Below are 17,072 nucleotides of genomic sequence, written 5' to 3'. Positions count from 1 at the left end.
TTTGGGGGTAGAGGCGGGGGTGGGGTAGAGTTGTGGGGAACCGAAGACCGCTGGTCATCGTGTGCGCGTGAGTGCACAGGATCGAAGCTCTGCATCGCAGGGGCCCGCGCAGGACACGAACTTTCCAAAGCTCCGTGCGCTTGCGCCGGAGCTTTTCTCTTTGCAGGTGGTCCAGGTCGGCGCCTCACCACCGTGCGGCGCCTCGTACACACCAAGGAGTGACCATGGCGCAGAAGGATGCATCGGTCGCCGAGCTCACGAAGTCATTCGAGAACTCGACTGCCGTTCTGCTGACCGAGTACCGCGGTCTGACGGTTGCCCAGCTCAAGGAGCTGCGCAACAGCATCCGTCAGGACGCTGAGTACGCCGTGGTGAAGAACACGCTGACCAAGATCGCCGCCAACAAGGCTGGCATCTCCGCGCTGGACGACGACCTCAAGGGTCCGTCGGCCGTCGCGTTCGTGCACGGTGACTTCGTCGCCACCGCCAAGGCTCTGCGTGACTTCGCCAAGGCCAACCCGCTTCTCGTGATCAAGTCCGGCATCTTCGAGGGCAACGCCCTCACCGCGGACGAGGTCAACAAGTACGCCGCGCTGGAGAGCCGTGAGGTTCTGCTGGCGAAGGCTGCGGGCATGATGAAGGCGACGATGGGCAAGGCTGCGGCCACCATCGATGCTCTTCGCGAAAAGCTGGAGACCGCAGAGGCCGCGTAAGCGACCGGCGATCTCGTCTACAAACCCCATCTATCTAGGAGATACATCATGGCGAAGCTTTCCACCGAGGAACTGCTCGAGCAGTTCGCCGGCCTGACCCTCATCGAGCTCAACGAGTTCGTGAAGGCGTTCGAGGAGAAGTTCGAGGTCACCGCTGCTGCTCCCGTCGCCGTCGCCGGTGCTGCGGGTGGCGCAGGCGCTGCTGAGGCTGAGGAAGAGAAGGACTCCTTCGACGTCATCCTCGAGGCCGCTGGCGACAAGAAGATCCAGGTCATCAAGACCGTCCGCGAGCTCACCTCGCTGGGTCTCGGCGAGGCCAAGGCTGTCGTCGACGGTGCCCCGAAGGCCGTCCTTGAGGGCGCCAACAAGGAGACCGCCGACAAGGCCAAGGCTGCTCTCGAAGAGGCAGGCGCAACGGTTACCCTCAAGTAATCGCGACGCTCACGCGTTTCTCATCGAAGGCCCCGGGTTCGCCCGGGGCCTTCGTGCGTGCCCGGGGCGTTCCCGATGTTCCAGGCGTCCCAGACTGCTCGCGCCGACGGCACCGAGGGATGCCGGCAACGGCACCGCCGCCGGCATCCCCGGAATGTTGCGAGCTCAGCGCGGGGGAGCAGTAGAGCTGCGTACCACGAGGGCGGATGCGGCGTCGACGCGCTCGAGCGGAGCGTCCGGGTCCTCCATCTGCTGCGTCAGCAGACGCACGGCCTCATGGCCCTGGTCGCGCGGCGACTGGCCGATCGTGGTCAGCGCGAACATATCCGCGTGTTCGTGATCGTCGACTCCGACGACGCTGAGCTCCGTCGGAACGGCGATCCCCAGACGTCTGGCCGCGATGATCGCGCCGATCGCGGCCTCGTCGCACACTCCGACGATCGCGGTCGGGCGTCGGCGTCTGTCGCCGAGCAGTCCGGCCGCAGCCGTATAGCCGCCGGGCATGGTCGGGGCCGCGCCGGCGATGCGGGCGTGCGCCGAGAGACCAGCGGCCCGCAGGGCGCCACGATAGCCGTCGAGTCGCTGTGCATCGCCGAAGCTCAGCTCCGCGGCATCCGTCGATCCGCCGACGAAGGCGATGTCGGTGTGCCCGAGCTCGATGAGGTGCTCGGTGGCGATACGCGCGGCGGCGGTGTCGTCGATGGACACGGCGCTCGACCCCTCGCTGTAGGGCCCCACGCTGACGAGGGGGCGCCCCGCCTGCTGCAGTCGCTCGAGTTCACGGGCGCTCGGTTGGATGCCGACCGCGATGATGCCGTCGAAGCGGCGCCCGGGGAGGATGCTCTCGAACAGCCGCTCCCTGGTCTTCGAGCCCTCGGGCACGCCGTACAGCGACAGGTCGTAGTCCAGAGCGAAGAGCGACTCCTGCACTCCGGCGAGCAGTTCGGCGAAGAACCATCGGTCCACCGGGGGCATGACCACTCCCACGGTGCGGGTGCGCCCCGTCGCCAGGCTTGTCGCGGACGAATGGGCGACGTAGGAGAGTTCGCGCGCAGCGTCCGCGACGCGCTGCCTGGTCGCTGTCGACACGTACCCACGGCCGCTCAGGGCGCGGCTCGCGGTGGCCTTCGACACGCCAGCACGTGACGCGACGTCCGCGATCGTGCTCATCGGTCCTCCTCGACCTGATCACGCGGCTGCGTGGACCCGGCGCAGGGTGCGCGCCGCGTCACAGCGTAGCCGCCGGCACGCGAAAAAGGAACCGGTTCCAGGCGTTCGGCGAGGGAGCGCTCCCATGTGTGTGATGCGAGCACCGCGAATGGTTGCGAGCTTGTGACCCTAGCGTGTTGTGCGGTGATGCTGATCGCCAGTAGGTTGGCCTGGAATCGGTTCCCTAACGATGCCCCGGGGTGGCGTCGCACCAGCCGGGAACCTGTACTCGAAGAGGAGAATTCACATGACTCTGTCACAGCGTTCCCGGCGTTACGCGCCGCTCGCCCTGCTGGGGGTCGCGGGCATCGCGCTCGCCGGATGCGGGGCTCCCGGTGGAGCACCGAGCACCGGCGGAGGAGACGGAGGCGACGCCACCGTCACGATCTACGGCACGATCGTCGACGATGAGGCGAAGCTCCTCCAGGAGTCCTGGAAGGACTGGGCCGACGAGAACGGCATCACGATCAAGTACGAGGGCAGCCAGGACTTCGAGACGCAGCTCGGCACCCGCGCACAGGGCGGCAACCCGCCGGACATCGCGATCTTCCCGCAGCCGGGCCTGTTCGCCGACTTCGCCAACCGCGACTACCTGAAGCCCGCTCCGGAAGCGGTCGAGAAGAACGCCAACGAGTACTGGACCGAGGACTGGGTCAACTACGGCACGGTCGACGGCACCTTCTACGGCGCTCCGCTCATGGCCAACGTCAAGGGGTGGATCTGGTACTCGCCCGCGAAGTTCAAGGAATGGGGCGTCGAGGTTCCGACCACGCTCGATGAGATGAGCGCCCTCACCGACAAGATCCAGGCTGCGACGGGCACGCCCGCCTGGTGCGCCGGCTTCGAGTCGGGCACCGCGACCGGATGGCCGGGAACGGACTGGGTCGAGGACTACGTGCTGCGTCAGTCCGGTCCGGAGGTCTACGACCAGTGGGTCACCAACGAGGTCAAGTTCACCGACCCGCAGATCAAGCAGGCGTTCGACTCGGTCGGCGAGGTCCTGCTGAACCCGGCCAACGTCAACGCCGGCTTCGGTGACGTCCGCTCGATCAACTCCACCGCGTTCGGTGACGTCGCTCCCAAGCTCGCCGCCGGCGAGTGCGCGCTGACGCACCAGGCCTCGTTCCTCTCGGGCTTCTTCCCCGACGGCACGACGGTCGCGGAGGACGGCGACGTCTGGGCGTTCATGCTCCCGGGTGAGAGCGCCGACGACAAGGCCGTGACCGGTGCCGGTGAGATCGTCGGAGCGTTCACCGACTCCGAGGCCACCCAGAAGGTGCTCGAGTACCTCTCGAGCCCTGAGTGGGCGAACAGCCGCGTCAGCCTCGGCGGCGTGACCTCGGCCAACAACGGGCTCGACCCGGCGAACGCGAAGGACCCGATCCTGCAGGAGACCATCAAGATCCTTCAGGACCCGGACACCACCTTCCGCTTCGACGCGTCCGACCTGATGCCGGGTGCCGTCGGCGCCGGCACGTTCTGGAAGGGCATCGTGGCCTGGGTCAACGGCACGCCGACGGACGACGTCCTCACGCAGATCCAGACGGGCTGGCCCGCCAGCTGATAGACGAGGAGGGCTGCCCTCTGGGAGGCAGCCCTCCTCATCTCTCGACGCCGCACGCCGATGCGCGGTCGTCGTTACGCTCCGCGTGATGAAGGGGAATCCGTGAACGCGACTATTTTCTTCCAGTGGATCGGCTCGCTCCCGCCGATCCTGCAGGCGGTCGCCGTCGTCATCGCTTTCGCGGTGGTTGTGGCGCTCATCCTGTTCCTCGTGGACATCGCTCCACGCAGGGGAGCGCTCTACACCGGCATCCGGCTGGCGATGTGCCTGCTTATCCCGTTCGCCGTGATGTGGTTCTTCAACTCCTACTACTGGGCGATGGGAGTGGCGGTCGCGGTCGGGGCGCTGTTCTTCTGGCTCGACTATCGATCACGCGACGGCGCCGGCTATCTGATCCAGCTCGTCGCCTTCATGGCACCAGCCATCCTGCTGCTGCTGGTCGGCCTGATCCTGCCGTCCATCCAGACGATGTACTCGTCGTTCCTGAACTCGTCGGGGAAGGACTTCGTCGGGTTCGCCAACTACCTGTGGATCTTCACGCAGTCCGATGGCATCACCTCGGTCGTCAACACGATCATCTGGGTGCTGCTCGTCCCGACCGTGTCGACCATCGTCGGTCTCGCCTACGCGGTGTTCATCGACCGCACCCGCGGCGAGAAGATCTACAAGGTCCTCGTGTTCATGCCCATGGCGATCTCCTTCGTCGGGGCCGGCATCATCTGGCGGTTCATGTACGAGTACCGCGGCCCCCAGTTCGAGCAGATCGGTCTGCTCAACCAGATCATGGTGTGGTTCGGCGGTGAGCCGCAGCAGTGGCTGCTGAACGAGCCCTGGAATACGCTGTTCCTGATCGTGGTGCTCATCTGGGTGCAGACCGGTTTCGCCATGGTGCTGCTGTCCGCGTCGATCAAGGGCGTGCCGCAGGAACTGCTCGAAGCGGCGGAGCTCGACGGTGCGAATGCCTGGGAGCGCTTCATCTCGGTGACGATCCCCTCCATCCGCCCCGCACTGATCGTGGTGCTGACGACGATCTCGATCGCCTCGCTGAAGGTGTTCGACATCGTCAGGACGATGACCGCCGGCAACTACGGCACCTCGGTGCTCGCGAACGAGATGTACACCCAGTTCTCGAAGTTCGAGGCCGGACGCAGTGCCGCGCTCTCCGTGATCCTGTTCATCCTGGTGCTGCCGATCGTCATCTACAACGCACGCCAGATCAAGAAGCAGCGGGAGATCCGATGACCGACACCGTGAAGTCCGAAACCGCTGTCAGCACCCGCGCCATCACGACCGGAGGCGGCATCGAAGGCTCCGCAGGACGCGCTCGCAAGAAGCTGTCGCGCCCCTGGGCGTCCGTCGCCTCCATCGTGATCGCGGTGCTCTGGACGATCCCGACGCTCGGGCTGTTCATCTCCTCGTTCCGGCCGCGCGATCAGATCCAGTCGAGCGGATGGTGGACGTTCTTCGCCGATCCGCAGGTGACGATCGAGAACTACGTCGACGTGCTGCAGTCCGGCACGACGCAGCTCACGATCCTCGAGTCGTTCGTCAACTCGATCGCGATCACGATCCCGGCCACGCTCGTACCGCTGATGATCGCCTCGATGGCGGCCTACGCCTTCGCGTGGATCGACTTCAAGGGCCGCAACGCGCTGTTCATCTTCGTGTTCGCCCTGCAGATCGTGCCGATCCAGATGGCCCTGGTGCCGCTGCTGAGTTCGTTCTCGCGAGGGATCAATCTCTTCGGCCTCCAGGTGACGCAGCCGCTCGGCGCGTCGGACGGCTACGCGCAGGTGTGGATCGCGCACACCATGTTCGCGCTGCCGCTGGCGATCTACCTGCTGCACAACTTCATGTCGGAGATCCCGGGGGAGATCATCGAGGCGGCCCGCGTCGACGGTGCGTCCCGCGGCCAGATCTTCTTCCGCGTGGTGCTGCCGCTGACGATGCCGGCGATCGCATCCGTCGCGATCTTCCAGTTCCTGTGGGTCTGGAACGACCTGCTCGTCGGACTGGTGTTCGCCGATGGAGCTGCCGCGCCGATCACGAAGCTGCTGGCCGAGATCACCGGAACCAGAGGAAACGACTGGTATCTGCTCACGGCGGGCGCCTTCGTGTCGATCATCGTGCCGCTGATCGTGTTCTTCGCTCTGCAGCGCTACTTCGTCCGCGGCCTGCTGGCCGGATCGACGAAGGGCTGACCTTCGAGAGACACCGGGGGCCTTTCGAGAGGACGGATGCCGCGGTCGGGTGCAACACAGCCCCGGTCGCGGCATCCGCGCGTCTACCCTGAAGTCATGAAGTACGCAGACTCGATCGTCGACCTCGTCGGCGACACGCCCCTCGTGAAGCTGAATCGCGTCACCGAGGGTGTGGCGTGCACAGTGCTCGTGAAGCTGGAGTACCTGAACCCCGGCGGGTCGTCGAAGGATCGCATCGCCGCGCGGATCATCGATGCCGCGGAGGCGTCGGGCGACCTGAAGCCCGGGGGCACGATCGTCGAAGCGACCAGCGGCAACACCGGGGTGGGGTTGGCGCTCGTCGCTCAGCAGCGCGGCTACAGCTGCGTCTTCGTGCTGCCGGACAAGGTCGGCGAGGACAAGATCGACGTGTTGCGGGCCTACGGCGCCGAGATCGTCGTGACGCCGACCTCGGTGGCCCCCGACAGTCCCGAGTCGTACTACAGCGTGAGCGACCGGCTCGCGCGCGAGATCCCCGGTGCCTTCAAGCCCAACCAGTACGAGAACCCGAACGGCCCGCGTAGCCACTACGAGACGACGGGGCCGGAGATCTGGCGCGACACCGACGGCGAGGTCACGCACTTCGTCGCCGGCGTCGGTACCGGTGGCACGATCACGGGCACGGGTCGCTACCTGCGTGAAGTCTCTGACGGACGGGTGCGCATCGTCGGAGTCGACCCCGAGGGGAGCGTCTACAGCGGCGGGACCGGTCGTCCGTACTTGGTGGAGGGCGTGGGCGAGGACATCTGGCCCGGTGCCTACGATCCGACCGTGCCGCACGAGGTCGTCGCGGTCGGAGACGCAGAGGCCTTCGCCATGACGCGGCGGCTTGCCCGCGAGGAGGGCATCCTCGTCGGCGGATCGAGCGGCATGGCCGTGGTCGGTGCGCTGCGCGTCGCGCGGGATCTGCCCGCGGATGCCGTGATGGTGGTGCTGCTCCCCGACGGCGGGCGCGGCTACCTGGGCAAGATCTTCAACGACGGATGGATGCGCTCCTACGGCTTCAGCGAGCTGGAGGAGGGAGAGACCGTCGCCGACGTGCTCGCCGCTCGTCCGTCGCGACAGGGCGCGGGCATCCCCGACCTGGTTCACGCCCATCCCACCGACACCGTGCTCGAGGCCATCGGGATGATGACCGAGTACGACGTCTCGCAGCTGGTCGTGCTGAGCGCCGAGCCGCCCGTGATGATGGGCGAGGTGGTCGGCACCGTCGACGAGAAGGGGCTGCTCGACCTGCTGTTCCGTGGTGAGGCGAACGCGACGGACGCCGTGGGGGCGCACGTGGGGGAGAGGCTGCCGCTCGTCGGCATCCACGCTCCCGTCGCTCAGGCCAAGGCAGCGCTCGCCGATGCCGACGCGCTGCTGGTGACCGAAGACGGCAAGCCGCATACGGTGCTGACGCGTCAGGATCTGCTCGCCTATCTGTCGCGCTGAGGATGTCGGGATATCGGCCGACCCGGGGCGTAACCGGACGGCCGTCCGTGCGAGCGCGGACGTAGGCTGAGGAGCATGTCCGATCACGCCTTCGCCACCCGAGCCATCCACGCAGGACAAGCGCCAGACCCCGTCACGGGCGCGATCATCCCGCCGATCTATCAGTCCTCCACGCACGTGCAGGACAGCGTCGGGGGCCTGCGCTCAGGGTACGAGTACAACCGTGCGGGGAACCCCACACGTTCTTCGCTCGAGACGCAGCTCGCGGCTCTCGAGGGAGGTGCGAGCGCGCTGTCCTTCGCCTCGGGGCTCGCGGCGGAGGACGCGCTGCTGCGCGGGATCCTGAAGCCGGGAGACCACGTCCTGCTCGGCAACGACGTCTACGGCGGAACGTACCGGCTCCTCACCCGGGTGCTGGCGCCCTGGGGTATCGAGACGACGACGGTCGAGCTCGCAGACATCGACGCGCTCCGAGCCGCCATCCGCCCCGAGACGAAGATCGTCTGGCTGGAGACGCCGAGCAACCCGCTCCTGAAGATCGTCGACATCGCGCAGATCGCCGAGATCGCGCATGCGGCGGGTCTCACGGTCGTCGTCGACAACACGTTCGCCTCGCCGGCGCTGCAGCAGCCGCTCGCGCTCGGCGCCGACCTGGTCGTGCACTCCACGACCAAGTACCTCGGCGGCCACTCGGACGTGCTCGGCGGTGCGGTCGTGTTCGCGGACGATCGGTTCTTCGAGCAGGTGAAGTTCCAGCAGTTCGCGGTCGGCGCGGTCTCCGCACCGCTGGATGCCTGGCTGACGACCCGCGGCATCAAGACGCTCGCGCTGCGGATGCGCCAGCACTCCGAGAACGCTCAGGCCATCGCCGAGTGGGCGCAGGCCCGCCCGGAGTTCGCCCAGGTGTACTTCCCCGGTCTCGCCTCGCACCCCGGCCACGACATCGCGGCGAAGCAGATGAGCGCCTTCGGCGGGATGCTGTCGTTCGGTCTCGCGGCCGGCGCCGACGCGGCGCGCGCCTTCGTCGAGAGCACCTCGGTGTTCCAGCTCGCAGAGTCGCTCGGCGGTGTCGAGTCGCTCATCGGATACCCGCCGGACATGACGCACGCGTCCGTACGAGGTACCGAGCTCGCCGTCCCGGAGAACATCGTGCGGCTCTCGGTGGGAATCGAAGACGTGGGCGACCTGATCGCCGACCTCGAGCAGGGACTCGACCGCATCTCGCGCTGATCGAGGCGCCTTCTGAGACGCACCTCCGCGGATCCGCGGGGGTGCGTTCTCCGTTCTCGTCCGTGTGGAAGCGGTCCGGGCGGCGGTAACATGGGGGCTTCCCCTGGTCGAATCGATTCGACCATTGCATCCCCTGAACTCTGGAAGGACGTCGTGTCCGACGCTCCCCGCACTGATTCCCTCCCCGTCGTGAAGGCGGAGGATTCCGCCGATGACGCACCGAAGATCTCGCCGCCGGAACGCACCGCGACGGGAAGCATCCGCATCCCGACCGCGACCGGCGCCATCCGCACCCTCGGCGCGAACCCCGCGACCGCGCCGATCATGCTGCACCCGGGCGATGCCATCTCCCTCGGCCGTCGCACGCTGTACATCATCCTGCTCGGCGCGCTCACGGCCCTCGGCCCGTTCACGATCGACCTCTACCTTCCCGCCTTCCCGGTTCTGGAGCAGGACTTCCAGACCACGGCAGCCGCCATCCAGCTGACCCTGACCGGAACGATGATCGGCTTCGCGCTCGGTCAACTGGTGGTCGGTCCGCTCAGCGACAAGGTCGGGCGCCGTGTGCCGCTCATCGCGGTGACCGCTCTGCACGTGCTGGCCAGTGTGGGCGCAGCCTTCGCCCCGGATCTCGCGCTGCTCAGCGTGGCACGCGTGCTCATGGGTATCGGCGCTGCGGCCGGAGGAGTCGTGGCCATGGCGATCGTGCGCGACCTCTTCGGCGGGCGTCGACTCGTCGTCATGCTCTCGCGCCTCGCCCTGGTCTCCGGTGTGGCTCCGGTCATCGCGCCGCTCATCGGCTCCTGGCTCCTCACGCTCATGCCGTGGCGCGGCATCTTCGGGGTGCTCGCGGCCTACGGCATCGTGATGCTGCTGTCGACGATCCTGTTCATCCCGGAGACCCTTCCCGTCGCGCGGCGTCAGGACCGTGGCGGTGCCACCATGCTGCAGCGTTACCGTTCGGTGCTGTCCGATCGGGTGTTCCTGGGCGTGCTCGTGATCGGCGGGATGACGTTCTCCGGTCTGTTCTCCTACCTGTCGGCGTCCCCCTTCCTGTTCCAGGTGACGCACGGGCTCGACGCGCAGCAGTACGGTCTGCTGTTCGCGGTGAACTCGCTCGGCGTCGTCGTCGGAGTCCAGACCGCGTCACGTCTGGCCGCGCGCTTCGGGCCGCAGTGGGTCATGGCCTACTCCACCGCCGTGCTGCTCATCGCCGGAACGGCCATCATCGTCACCGACCAGCTCGGTCTCGGGCTGTGGGGTACGGTCATCCCGCTGTTCGTCTTCATGACGGCCTGCGGATTCACGTTCCCCAACGTGCAGGTCCTCGCGCTCGACCGTCATGGGAAGGCAGCAGGGACCGCCGCATCGATCATCGGTGCGACCAACTTCGGTGTCGCCGGGCTCATCTCGCCGGTCGTGGGCTGGCTCTCGCATGACGCGGGTATCACCGCGACCACCATGGCCTCCGTCATGGTCGGCTGCGCCGCGATCGGCATCCTGTCGCTCTGGTTCGTGGTGCGCCCGCGCACGGTCGGGATGCTCGCTCCCTGAGCGTTCAGGCATCGTCCGACAGAATGGGACGATGAACAGGCGGATGCTGCTGTGGTGGGGAGTGGGCCTCCTCGCGCTCGCGACGATTCTCGGCGCCGTGGTGGTGTTCGCCTACCCGCAGACGCCGGGCTTCGACAACTGGTGGAACGACACCGTCGCGGGAGCGAGGGCCGACTGGATGGTCGACTTCGCCCTCGTCCTGAACTGGGTCGGCGGGGGATGGGTCGCGATCTTCGGGGTGCCCTTGTTGGCGATCCTGGCGCTCGTGCTGGCGCGTCGGTGGCGCAGTGCGCTGTTCGCCGCGCTCTGCTTCGCTGCGAGTGCCGCCGGTGTGCAGGTGCTCAAGCAGCTGTTCGGCCGTGCTCGGCCGGACGACATGCTGGTGGTGAGCGACTACGGTTCCTTCCCCTCAGGGCACACCGCGAACGCCGCGACCATCGCCCTCGTGCTCTGGGTCCTGTTCCCGCGGGTCTGGGTGGCGATCGTCGGTGCGGCGTGGATCCTCGCGATGGCGCTCTCGCGCACCTTCCTGTCGGTACACTGGGCCAGCGACACCCTCGGCGGCGCTCTGGTCGGTGCCGGCGTCGTGCTGGTGCTCGCCGCCTGGCTGCTTCCGTGGGTGCAGCAGAACGGGAAGCCGGCGGTCGAGGCGCCGATAGGCTGAGAGGCCCCGTTCCCTCCAGAGGAGTCGTCTTGTCTCGCATCCGTCCGTACCGCCCCACCGATCGTGCCGCGCTGTACGAGATCTGCGTGAAGACGGCCGATGCCGGAGCGGATGCCACCGGCGTCCTCTCCGACGACTCGCTGTGGGGCGACCTGTTCGCCGTGCCCTACGCCGAGCGTCATCCGGACCTCGCGTGGGTGGTCGAGAGCGACGACGAGCGGACGATCGGCTACATCGTGGCGACCGACGACACCGACGCCTTCTACACGTGGTTCCGAGAGGAGTGGTGGCCCGCCCTCGAGGCCCGCTACCCGCGACCGGCCGAGATCGTCACCCGCGAGGACAGGATGATCGACTACGGCTACAGCCGCGCGGCCGGCATCGAGCCGAACGTCGTCGACCACCCCGCCCACCTGCACATCGATCTGCTTCCGGAGACCCAGGGGCAGGGACTCGGGCGCCGACTCATCGAGACGCTGTTCGCCGAGCTGACCCGACGCGGAGTGCGCGGCCTGCACCTCGGCATCGACCCGGACAACACGGGCGCAGCCGCCTTCTACGAGCGCCTCGGCATGACGCGACTGCCGGCGGAACCGGGCGGACAGATCTACGGCGTGCGCTTCGACGACTGAGCGGAGGACCGCGCCCGACACGAACGAGAAAAGCTCCCGCTGGCGCGGAGGCTTTTCTCGTTTTCGGCGGTGACGGCGGGACTCCGGTGCTCGCTGCGCTCGTGCCTCCCCGAATCCCCATCGCTCGATGAATACGAGAAAAGCCCCCGCTGGCGCGGAGGCTTTTCTCGTTTTCGGCGGTGACGGCGGGATTCGAACCCGCGGTTGCTTGCACAACACACGCTTTCCAAGCGTGCTCCTTCGGCCGCTCGGACACGTCACCAGGGAACAACCTGTCCATCCTATCCGATGCGGGGAGGGCTGCGTGACAGGGCGGGAGTCCGCACGTGAACGTCCATCGATGTGAAATATTGCACGTCACCCGTCACGTGTATAGCCTCATGTGAGGACGTATCGTCTTCGATCGCGATACGACGTTTCTCTGGGGGAAGCATGCAGGCGAGTTCGACGATGACGAGACGCAGCCACCGCACCGTGGCGGCTTTCGAGCAATACGTGAGCGGACGGCGTGCTCTCGGCGATGGGGCGGTGTTCTTCCTCGAGACGGCGACGCATCTGGCCGATGTGCTCCGGGAGGCGGGGCGGAACGACGTCGTGTTCACGCCGTCGCGTTCGACCTCCTTCGCGCAGGAGAACGTCATGGAGTACGGCGGTCGTTTCCGCGAGCCGGGTGACCGGCTGGTGCTCGACACTCATCACGTCGTCGAGCTGCAGGAGTACGTCGCCGCGCCGTTCCTCTCGATCGTCTCGCCCACCGTCATCCGTCAGGGAAGCGCCGAAGGGCTTGCTGCCTTCCTCAGCGATGCCGACACGGCCAGAGACGACGGGATCTTCGTCGGCCAGCTGCTGAGCCCCATGGCGACTCTGGAATCCCGCGCGTCGTTCCTCGCCAGCGCTGCGTGCGGTGGCGGCCTTGTCCGCGTGCACGTGACGGCGGACGGAGAGTATCGCGACGGCCCGGACGGAGCGCTACTCGGCCAGGTGGGCGACGCGAGAGCGGAAGTGCGGGTCGCCGCCGACGGAGTCGGCGGGCGCGGAAGGCCGTTCGCCCGCATCATGGATCCTCGCGTGCTCGATGCCGACCTCGACGACCGTCCGTGGTTCGGGCGCTACCTGGCAGCGCTCGATGCGCTGCGGGATTGGCGCGGGAGCCGTGGCCGTCCGACAATCTCCGGCTTCGGGGGACACCTCATCAGAGCCTTGGACGAGAGTGGGGCGTTTCCCGTCGTCGTGTCGGCCGACGCTCCTCTGCTCATGACGGACGACGGAGAGGAGTATGTCCTGGTCGATCCGCATCGCCGCATACATCTCCGACTCGGAATCGATGCTGCGCGGGCAACCGAATGTCTGCTGGCCACCGGAGACGAGTCATCGGCGACAGGGTTGATGGCCTTCGAACTCGGCGTGCGGCCGACGGGCATCGCGCCGCTGATGCACAGACTCGGCGACCGGCTGCGCGATGCGGGGATCGATCTCGGCGTGAGTCGGCGGGACGCCTCCTGATGCCCGGGCAGAGCGCGACGGATCCGCACCTCCTCGGAGCGCGAGCATTCCGGGAGTGGATCACCGGAGAGCGGGAGCATCACTCACGGATCTTCTTCGTGGAGCGCGGTACTGAGACGGATGCCGTCCGCCACGTGGCGGGTAGCGACGACCTGGTCCTGCTGCCCGAGGGCACCCCGTCGTGGGAGGGCGTCGCCGGCGTCGGCAGGTACGACGGCGCCGTGAGTGAGCCCGGGGACGAGGTGTTCTTCGGTGAGCGCGGCGTCGAGCTCCAGGACTACGTCGCTGCGGCGTTCATCCAGATCATCGGGCCCACGGCGGTCCGGTTCTTCGATGCCTCCAGCTGGCAGGCCTTCATCGACGACGCGGAACTCGCTCGGGACACGGGGGTGTTCCCGACGGCGTTGATCGATCCGCGCGTGCTCTTGGCCGATCGGCACACGCTCGCGGCGCCCGACGGTTTCGATGTCCCGAGCGCGTTGCGCATCGGTGACGACGGAGCCGTCAGAGCCGGCGTGCAGGGCGAGGTTCTCGGAGACGTCGGCGACCTGCCTGCGATCCTCGCCACCCCGTTGCCGCGCGCGGCCTCCCTGTCCGGCATCGCGCCGAGGGAGCGGATCGCCGGCGACCTCGGAGCTCACGAGTGGATCGGGCGCTACCTCCGGGCCGCCGACCTCATCAAGATGCTCGGGCTCGGGAACGGGACGGCGCGGATCTCGGGCTTCGGCTGGCTGCTCGTCGACGACGACCTCGCCGACGCCGAGCCCCGCTCATCGGACCCCTTCCTCCTCGACACCCCGGAAGGCTTCGTACTCGCGGACACGACGACTCTGCGTCGTCAGCTGCTCTCACCGCAGACGGCCCGCGTCGTGACCCTCGTCCAGACCTCGAGCACACCCGACCGCGCGACCGAACGCGTGGCCCGCGCGCTCGGCATTCCGGACGACCACGCCAGAATGATGTGCCGCGAGGCGGTCATCGCGCTGGGGATCCACGGCGGCAGACCTCTCTCCGGACGTCTTATTGAGGAGGCGTCACGATGACCGCACCGCACGCCCTGTGGACGTCGATGCTCCCCGCCGACACGACGTTCACGCCGGATCGCATCGCCGTCGGCGCCACCGGACACCGGATCGCGTTCGCCGACGGCTCCACGCGCCTGTGCGCCACGAGCGGACTCTGGAACGTGCCGCTCGGTTTCGGGAACCCGGCCATCGGCGAGGCCGTCGCCAGGGTCACGCGTGACGCGTCGTACCTGTCGCTGTTCCGGGCGCCGCATCGCTACGCCGAAGACGCGGCGGATGCCCTCATCGAGCTCGCCGGTCCTGGCCGGTACGACCGCGTCATCTTCTCGACCTCGGGTGGCGCGGCGAACGACGCGGCCATGAAGCTCGCACGGCAGTACTGGGCGCAGACCGGCTCGGCGGCTCGGTCGCTGGTCGTGGGGTTGAAGGGCAGCTATCACGGCACCATGTACGGCAGCCACGTCCTCAGCGGGGACGACCTGTTGCAGTCCGTCTACGGCGTCGACCGTCGCGCGGTCCGCCACGTCTCCCACGCCGACGACGGCGAGGAGCTGGCTGCGCTGTTGCAGCGGGAAGGCACCAGAGTGGCCTCGGTGGTCGTGGAGCCTGTGCTCGGCAGCGGCGCATATGCGCTGTCCCGTGCGTTCGTCGAGCGCCTTCTCGCACTGCGCGAACAGTACGGATTCCTGATCGTCGCGGACGAGGTCGCGACGGGATTCGGGCGCACCGGGACCATGCTCGCCACCGACAGGTGGGCCGCGCCGCCCGATGTGCTCATCCTCTCGAAAGCGCTGACGAACGGCGTGATGGGTGCGGCCGCCCTCCTGATCGGTCCGCGTATCGCCACGGCATTCATCCGAGGCGGGTGGACGTTCGTGCACGGTGAGACGCAGGCCGGAACCCCGGCGTGTGCCGCGGCGATCGTCGCGGTGATCGAGGAACTGCGGCGCATCGACGTGGAGACCGTCACCCAGGCGCTCGCGACCGAGGTGCAGGACCTGGCCGCGCGGCTGAAAGCGGACGGCGTGGTGACCGAGATCACCGGGAGCGGATGCTTCGTCGGTCTGGGTCTGCGACACCCCGACGAGACGGGGCTGTCCGGCCCGGAGGTGCTGGAGGTCGTCTCGGCCATCGCCCGCTGCGGTGTGCTGGTGCAGCCGGGCCCGAGCTCCATCGAGCTGATACCCGCGTACGGATTCGACGCGGCGGAGCTCCGCGAGACCGAGACCGCGGTGCGAGCGGGGCTCGCCCACACGCGGGGTGCAGCGGCATGATCACGGACTTCTCGGCGCGTGTGCCCACGCTGTGGCACGGAGACGGGAGCGCATCGCGCACGATCACGCGCCTCACCGCCGGACACGACACCCTCGTGATCGCGGACACGGCCGTCCCGTCGTCGCACCTGGCCGGATACGCGGCACGGCGGATCGACGTCGACGCGCAACGGGCGGACGTGACGACCGTGCGGGAGATCGCGCGGCAGATCATCCGCCGTCCGCCGCGGAGGGTCGTGGCCGTCGGGGGCGGGAGCATTCTCGATGCGAGCAAGATCGCCGCGCTCGTGCTCGTGTCTCGACGGATGTTCGACTACGCCATCGGCCACGCGTCGCGATCGGCCCTCACCGTACTGCCCGATGCGGCGCCGGCCGTCGACCTCCTGGCCGTGCCGACCACGCTCGGCACCTCGTCGGAGACGAACTGCGTGGCCGTTCTCGAGAACGACCAGGGCTACCGTCTCATCGTCGGCCGTGCTCTGCGACCGCGGCATGCCGTGCTCGATCCGCGCCAGCTGAGCTCCCTCCCCTCCGCGGCGGTGACCGAGGGGGCGCTGGAGGCGTTCCTCCGTGTCGCCGGTGCCTCGACGAGTCCTCGGCGAACGGACAGAGCGCGCGGAGACGCCAGCGTCCTCGGCAGGGCCCTCCTCGCGGCGGCGTCGCACGACACCGTCTCGACTGCGGGACGATCGCGTCTGGCACGTCTCAGCGCCGCCACGCAGCGCACATCGGCGCTGCGTGGCGGCGATCCCTTCAGCGCGCGGCACTGGTACCTCGCGAACGAGGTGGCGTTCCGACTGGGCGTTCGCAAGATGGTCGCCACGGCGGCGGTCTGCGGCGCCGTCTGGCGCCGCATCGGTGCCGGTGACTCACGATGGGGCGATGCGCGCAGCCTGGAGCGCTTCTGGACCGAGGTCGCCGGCGTGATCGACCTGCCCGTCGATCCCGCCACCGGTATCGAGGCACTCGTCGAGCGATGGCGGATCCCGCTTCCGTCACGCCCCGCGGCCCATGAGATGCGCCACATCGCACTCACCACGGAGCGCGCATGGGGAAACCGACAGCCGATGCTCCCCGGCCTGGTCGAAGGCGACTTCCACGACGTGCTCCGCGAATCCCGCTGGAGCAGCCACGCGGTCGGTGCAGGTGACCGACCGTCGATGTTCGAGCCGAAGGAGGTGAAGTGAATGAAGGAGAACACGCAGAAGACGATCCAGTTCCAGGAGCTGGACGCGATGGAGGCGCCGAGCTGGGACAGCTTCTATCAGGGCGTGATCGGTGCTCTGGTCCTCATCGGGATCGGCGCGGCCGCTGCCACCTGACGCGATCCCGGCGAGGTGGTCGACATCGGAAAGGAGGAAACATGCAAGCCGCAATGCCGACGCTCGAATTCACAGAGCTCGAAGCCATGGACGCGCTGAACGACACCGATGACTACATGCGGGGATTCGCCGTGGGCGTCATCATCGGAATTCTCGCTCTGACCTAGGGCGTGTTGATCAAGAAGGTGCGGGGTGGCCAGCCGCCGCGAGTTGCGTGGGAGAATGGGCGTGTGGAGATCCAGGTGCTGCATATCGAGGATTGCCCGAATTGGCAGG

17 protein-coding genes and 1 tRNA gene are annotated in these 17,072 nt (G+C 67.8%); 16 read left to right on the top strand and 2 right to left on the bottom strand.

What is annotated here, in order from left to right; all coding sequences use genetic code 11:
- Window positions 1–224 precede the first annotated feature (224 nt).
- Together rplJ and rplL are read left to right on the top strand one after the other, a co-directional pair.
- On the top strand, window positions 225–713 hold the full coding sequence (gene rplJ / locus FFS56_RS19905) for a 50S ribosomal protein L10 (RefSeq protein WP_017829129.1): 489 nt from the start codon (window positions 225–227) through the stop codon (window positions 711–713).
- 48 nt (window positions 714–761) lie between these two features.
- Window positions 762–1,145 carry a 50S ribosomal protein L7/L12 gene (rplL, locus tag FFS56_RS19900; RefSeq protein ID WP_046747880.1) on the top strand — a complete coding sequence of 128 codons (384 nt, stop codon included), beginning with the start codon at window positions 762–764 and terminating at the stop codon, window positions 1,143–1,145.
- Window positions 1,146–1,310: 165 nt separating this feature from the next.
- On the opposite strand, the gene FFS56_RS19895 is transcribed toward rplL, so the two are convergent.
- Entirely contained in the window at window positions 1,311–2,315 is a 1,005-nt protein-coding gene (locus tag FFS56_RS19895; RefSeq protein WP_046747881.1) for a LacI family DNA-binding transcriptional regulator, read from the bottom strand.
- 286 nt (window positions 2,316–2,601) lie between these two features.
- On the opposite strand from FFS56_RS19895, the gene FFS56_RS19890 reads away from it, so the two are divergent.
- The 8 genes from FFS56_RS19890 to FFS56_RS19855 all read left to right on the top strand — a co-directional run bounded on the left by FFS56_RS19890 (window position 2,602) and on the right by FFS56_RS19855 (window position 11,672).
- Entirely contained in the window at window positions 2,602–3,918 is a 1,317-nt protein-coding gene (locus FFS56_RS19890) for an ABC transporter substrate-binding protein (RefSeq protein ID WP_046747882.1), read from the top strand.
- Between the two features lie 102 nt (window positions 3,919–4,020).
- Window positions 4,021–5,160 carry a sugar ABC transporter permease gene (locus FFS56_RS19885; RefSeq protein WP_197073161.1) on the top strand — a complete coding sequence of 380 codons (1,140 nt, stop codon included), beginning with the start codon at window positions 4,021–4,023 and terminating at the stop codon, window positions 5,158–5,160.
- Window positions 5,157–6,119 carry a carbohydrate ABC transporter permease gene (locus tag FFS56_RS19880; RefSeq protein ID WP_046747883.1) on the top strand — a complete coding sequence of 321 codons (963 nt, stop codon included), beginning with the start codon at window positions 5,157–5,159 and terminating at the stop codon, window positions 6,117–6,119. The genes FFS56_RS19885 and FFS56_RS19880 overlap by 4 nt, the downstream gene beginning before the upstream one ends.
- Before the next feature lie 96 nt (window positions 6,120–6,215).
- Complete coding sequence (locus FFS56_RS19875; protein WP_127012556.1) at window positions 6,216–7,592, top strand: cystathionine beta-synthase; 1,377 nt, start codon at window positions 6,216–6,218, stop codon at window positions 7,590–7,592.
- Between the two features lie 75 nt (window positions 7,593–7,667).
- Window positions 7,668–8,822 carry a cystathionine gamma-synthase gene (locus FFS56_RS19870; protein ID WP_127012555.1) on the top strand — a complete coding sequence of 385 codons (1,155 nt, stop codon included), beginning with the start codon at window positions 7,668–7,670 and terminating at the stop codon, window positions 8,820–8,822.
- A 153-nt stretch (window positions 8,823–8,975) separates the two neighbouring features.
- Entirely contained in the window at window positions 8,976–10,376 is a 1,401-nt protein-coding gene (locus FFS56_RS19865; protein ID WP_171011033.1) for a multidrug effflux MFS transporter, read from the top strand.
- Between the two features lie 31 nt (window positions 10,377–10,407).
- A complete protein-coding gene (locus FFS56_RS19860) occupies window positions 10,408–11,040 on the top strand; it encodes a phosphatase PAP2 family protein (protein ID WP_233437321.1) in 633 nt (210 codons plus the stop codon).
- 29 nt (window positions 11,041–11,069) lie between these two features.
- Entirely contained in the window at window positions 11,070–11,672 is a 603-nt protein-coding gene (locus FFS56_RS19855; RefSeq protein WP_046747887.1) for a GNAT family N-acetyltransferase, read from the top strand.
- A 177-nt stretch (window positions 11,673–11,849) separates the two neighbouring features.
- Here FFS56_RS19855 and FFS56_RS19850 read toward each other — a convergent pair.
- Window positions 11,850–11,934 (bottom strand) — tRNA-Ser (locus tag FFS56_RS19850).
- 188 nt (window positions 11,935–12,122) lie between these two features.
- On the opposite strand from FFS56_RS19850, the gene mpaB (FFS56_RS19845) reads away from it, so the two are divergent.
- From mpaB (FFS56_RS19845) to mpaA2, 6 genes are read left to right on the top strand one after another with little or no spacing between them, the layout of a single operon-like run.
- Entirely contained in the window at window positions 12,123–13,175 is a 1,053-nt protein-coding gene (gene mpaB, locus FFS56_RS19845; protein ID WP_231589685.1) for a daptide biosynthesis RiPP recognition protein, read from the top strand.
- Window positions 13,175–14,218 (top strand): daptide biosynthesis RiPP recognition protein, encoded by a 1,044-nt coding sequence (mpaB, locus tag FFS56_RS19840; protein ID WP_127012554.1) that lies wholly within the window; start codon window positions 13,175–13,177, stop codon window positions 14,216–14,218. The genes mpaB (FFS56_RS19845) and mpaB (FFS56_RS19840) overlap by 1 nt, the downstream gene beginning before the upstream one ends.
- The gene (mpaD, locus tag FFS56_RS19835; protein WP_052748704.1) at window positions 14,215–15,474 is read left to right on the top strand and encodes a daptide-type RiPP biosynthesis aminotransferase; all 1,260 of its coding nucleotides are present in this window, start codon (window positions 14,215–14,217) and stop codon (window positions 15,472–15,474) included. Before mpaB (FFS56_RS19840) ends, mpaD begins: the two co-directional genes overlap by 4 nt.
- Entirely contained in the window at window positions 15,471–16,661 is a 1,191-nt protein-coding gene (gene mpaC / locus FFS56_RS19830; protein ID WP_127012553.1) for a daptide-type RiPP biosynthesis dehydogenase, read from the top strand. Before mpaD ends, mpaC begins: the two co-directional genes overlap by 4 nt.
- The gene (mpaA1, locus tag FFS56_RS20965; protein WP_257021926.1) at window positions 16,662–16,796 is read left to right on the top strand and encodes an MpaA1 family daptide-type RiPP; all 135 of its coding nucleotides are present in this window, start codon (window positions 16,662–16,664) and stop codon (window positions 16,794–16,796) included.
- Window positions 16,797–16,837: 41 nt separating this feature from the next.
- Window positions 16,838–16,963: an MpaA2 family daptide-type RiPP gene (mpaA2, locus tag FFS56_RS20960; RefSeq protein WP_257021928.1), complete on the top strand. Its 126-nt coding sequence runs from the start codon at window positions 16,838–16,840 to the stop codon at window positions 16,961–16,963.
- Window positions 16,964–17,072: the final 109 nt, after the last annotated feature.

The organism is Microbacterium sp. Beta, from assembly GCF_005502545.1.
GTDB classification, from domain to species: domain Bacteria; phylum Actinomycetota; class Actinomycetes; order Actinomycetales; family Microbacteriaceae; genus Microbacterium; species Microbacterium oxydans.
The sequence above is the reverse complement of the archived record's forward strand: the minus strand, read 5'-3'. Positions and strand labels throughout refer to the sequence as shown.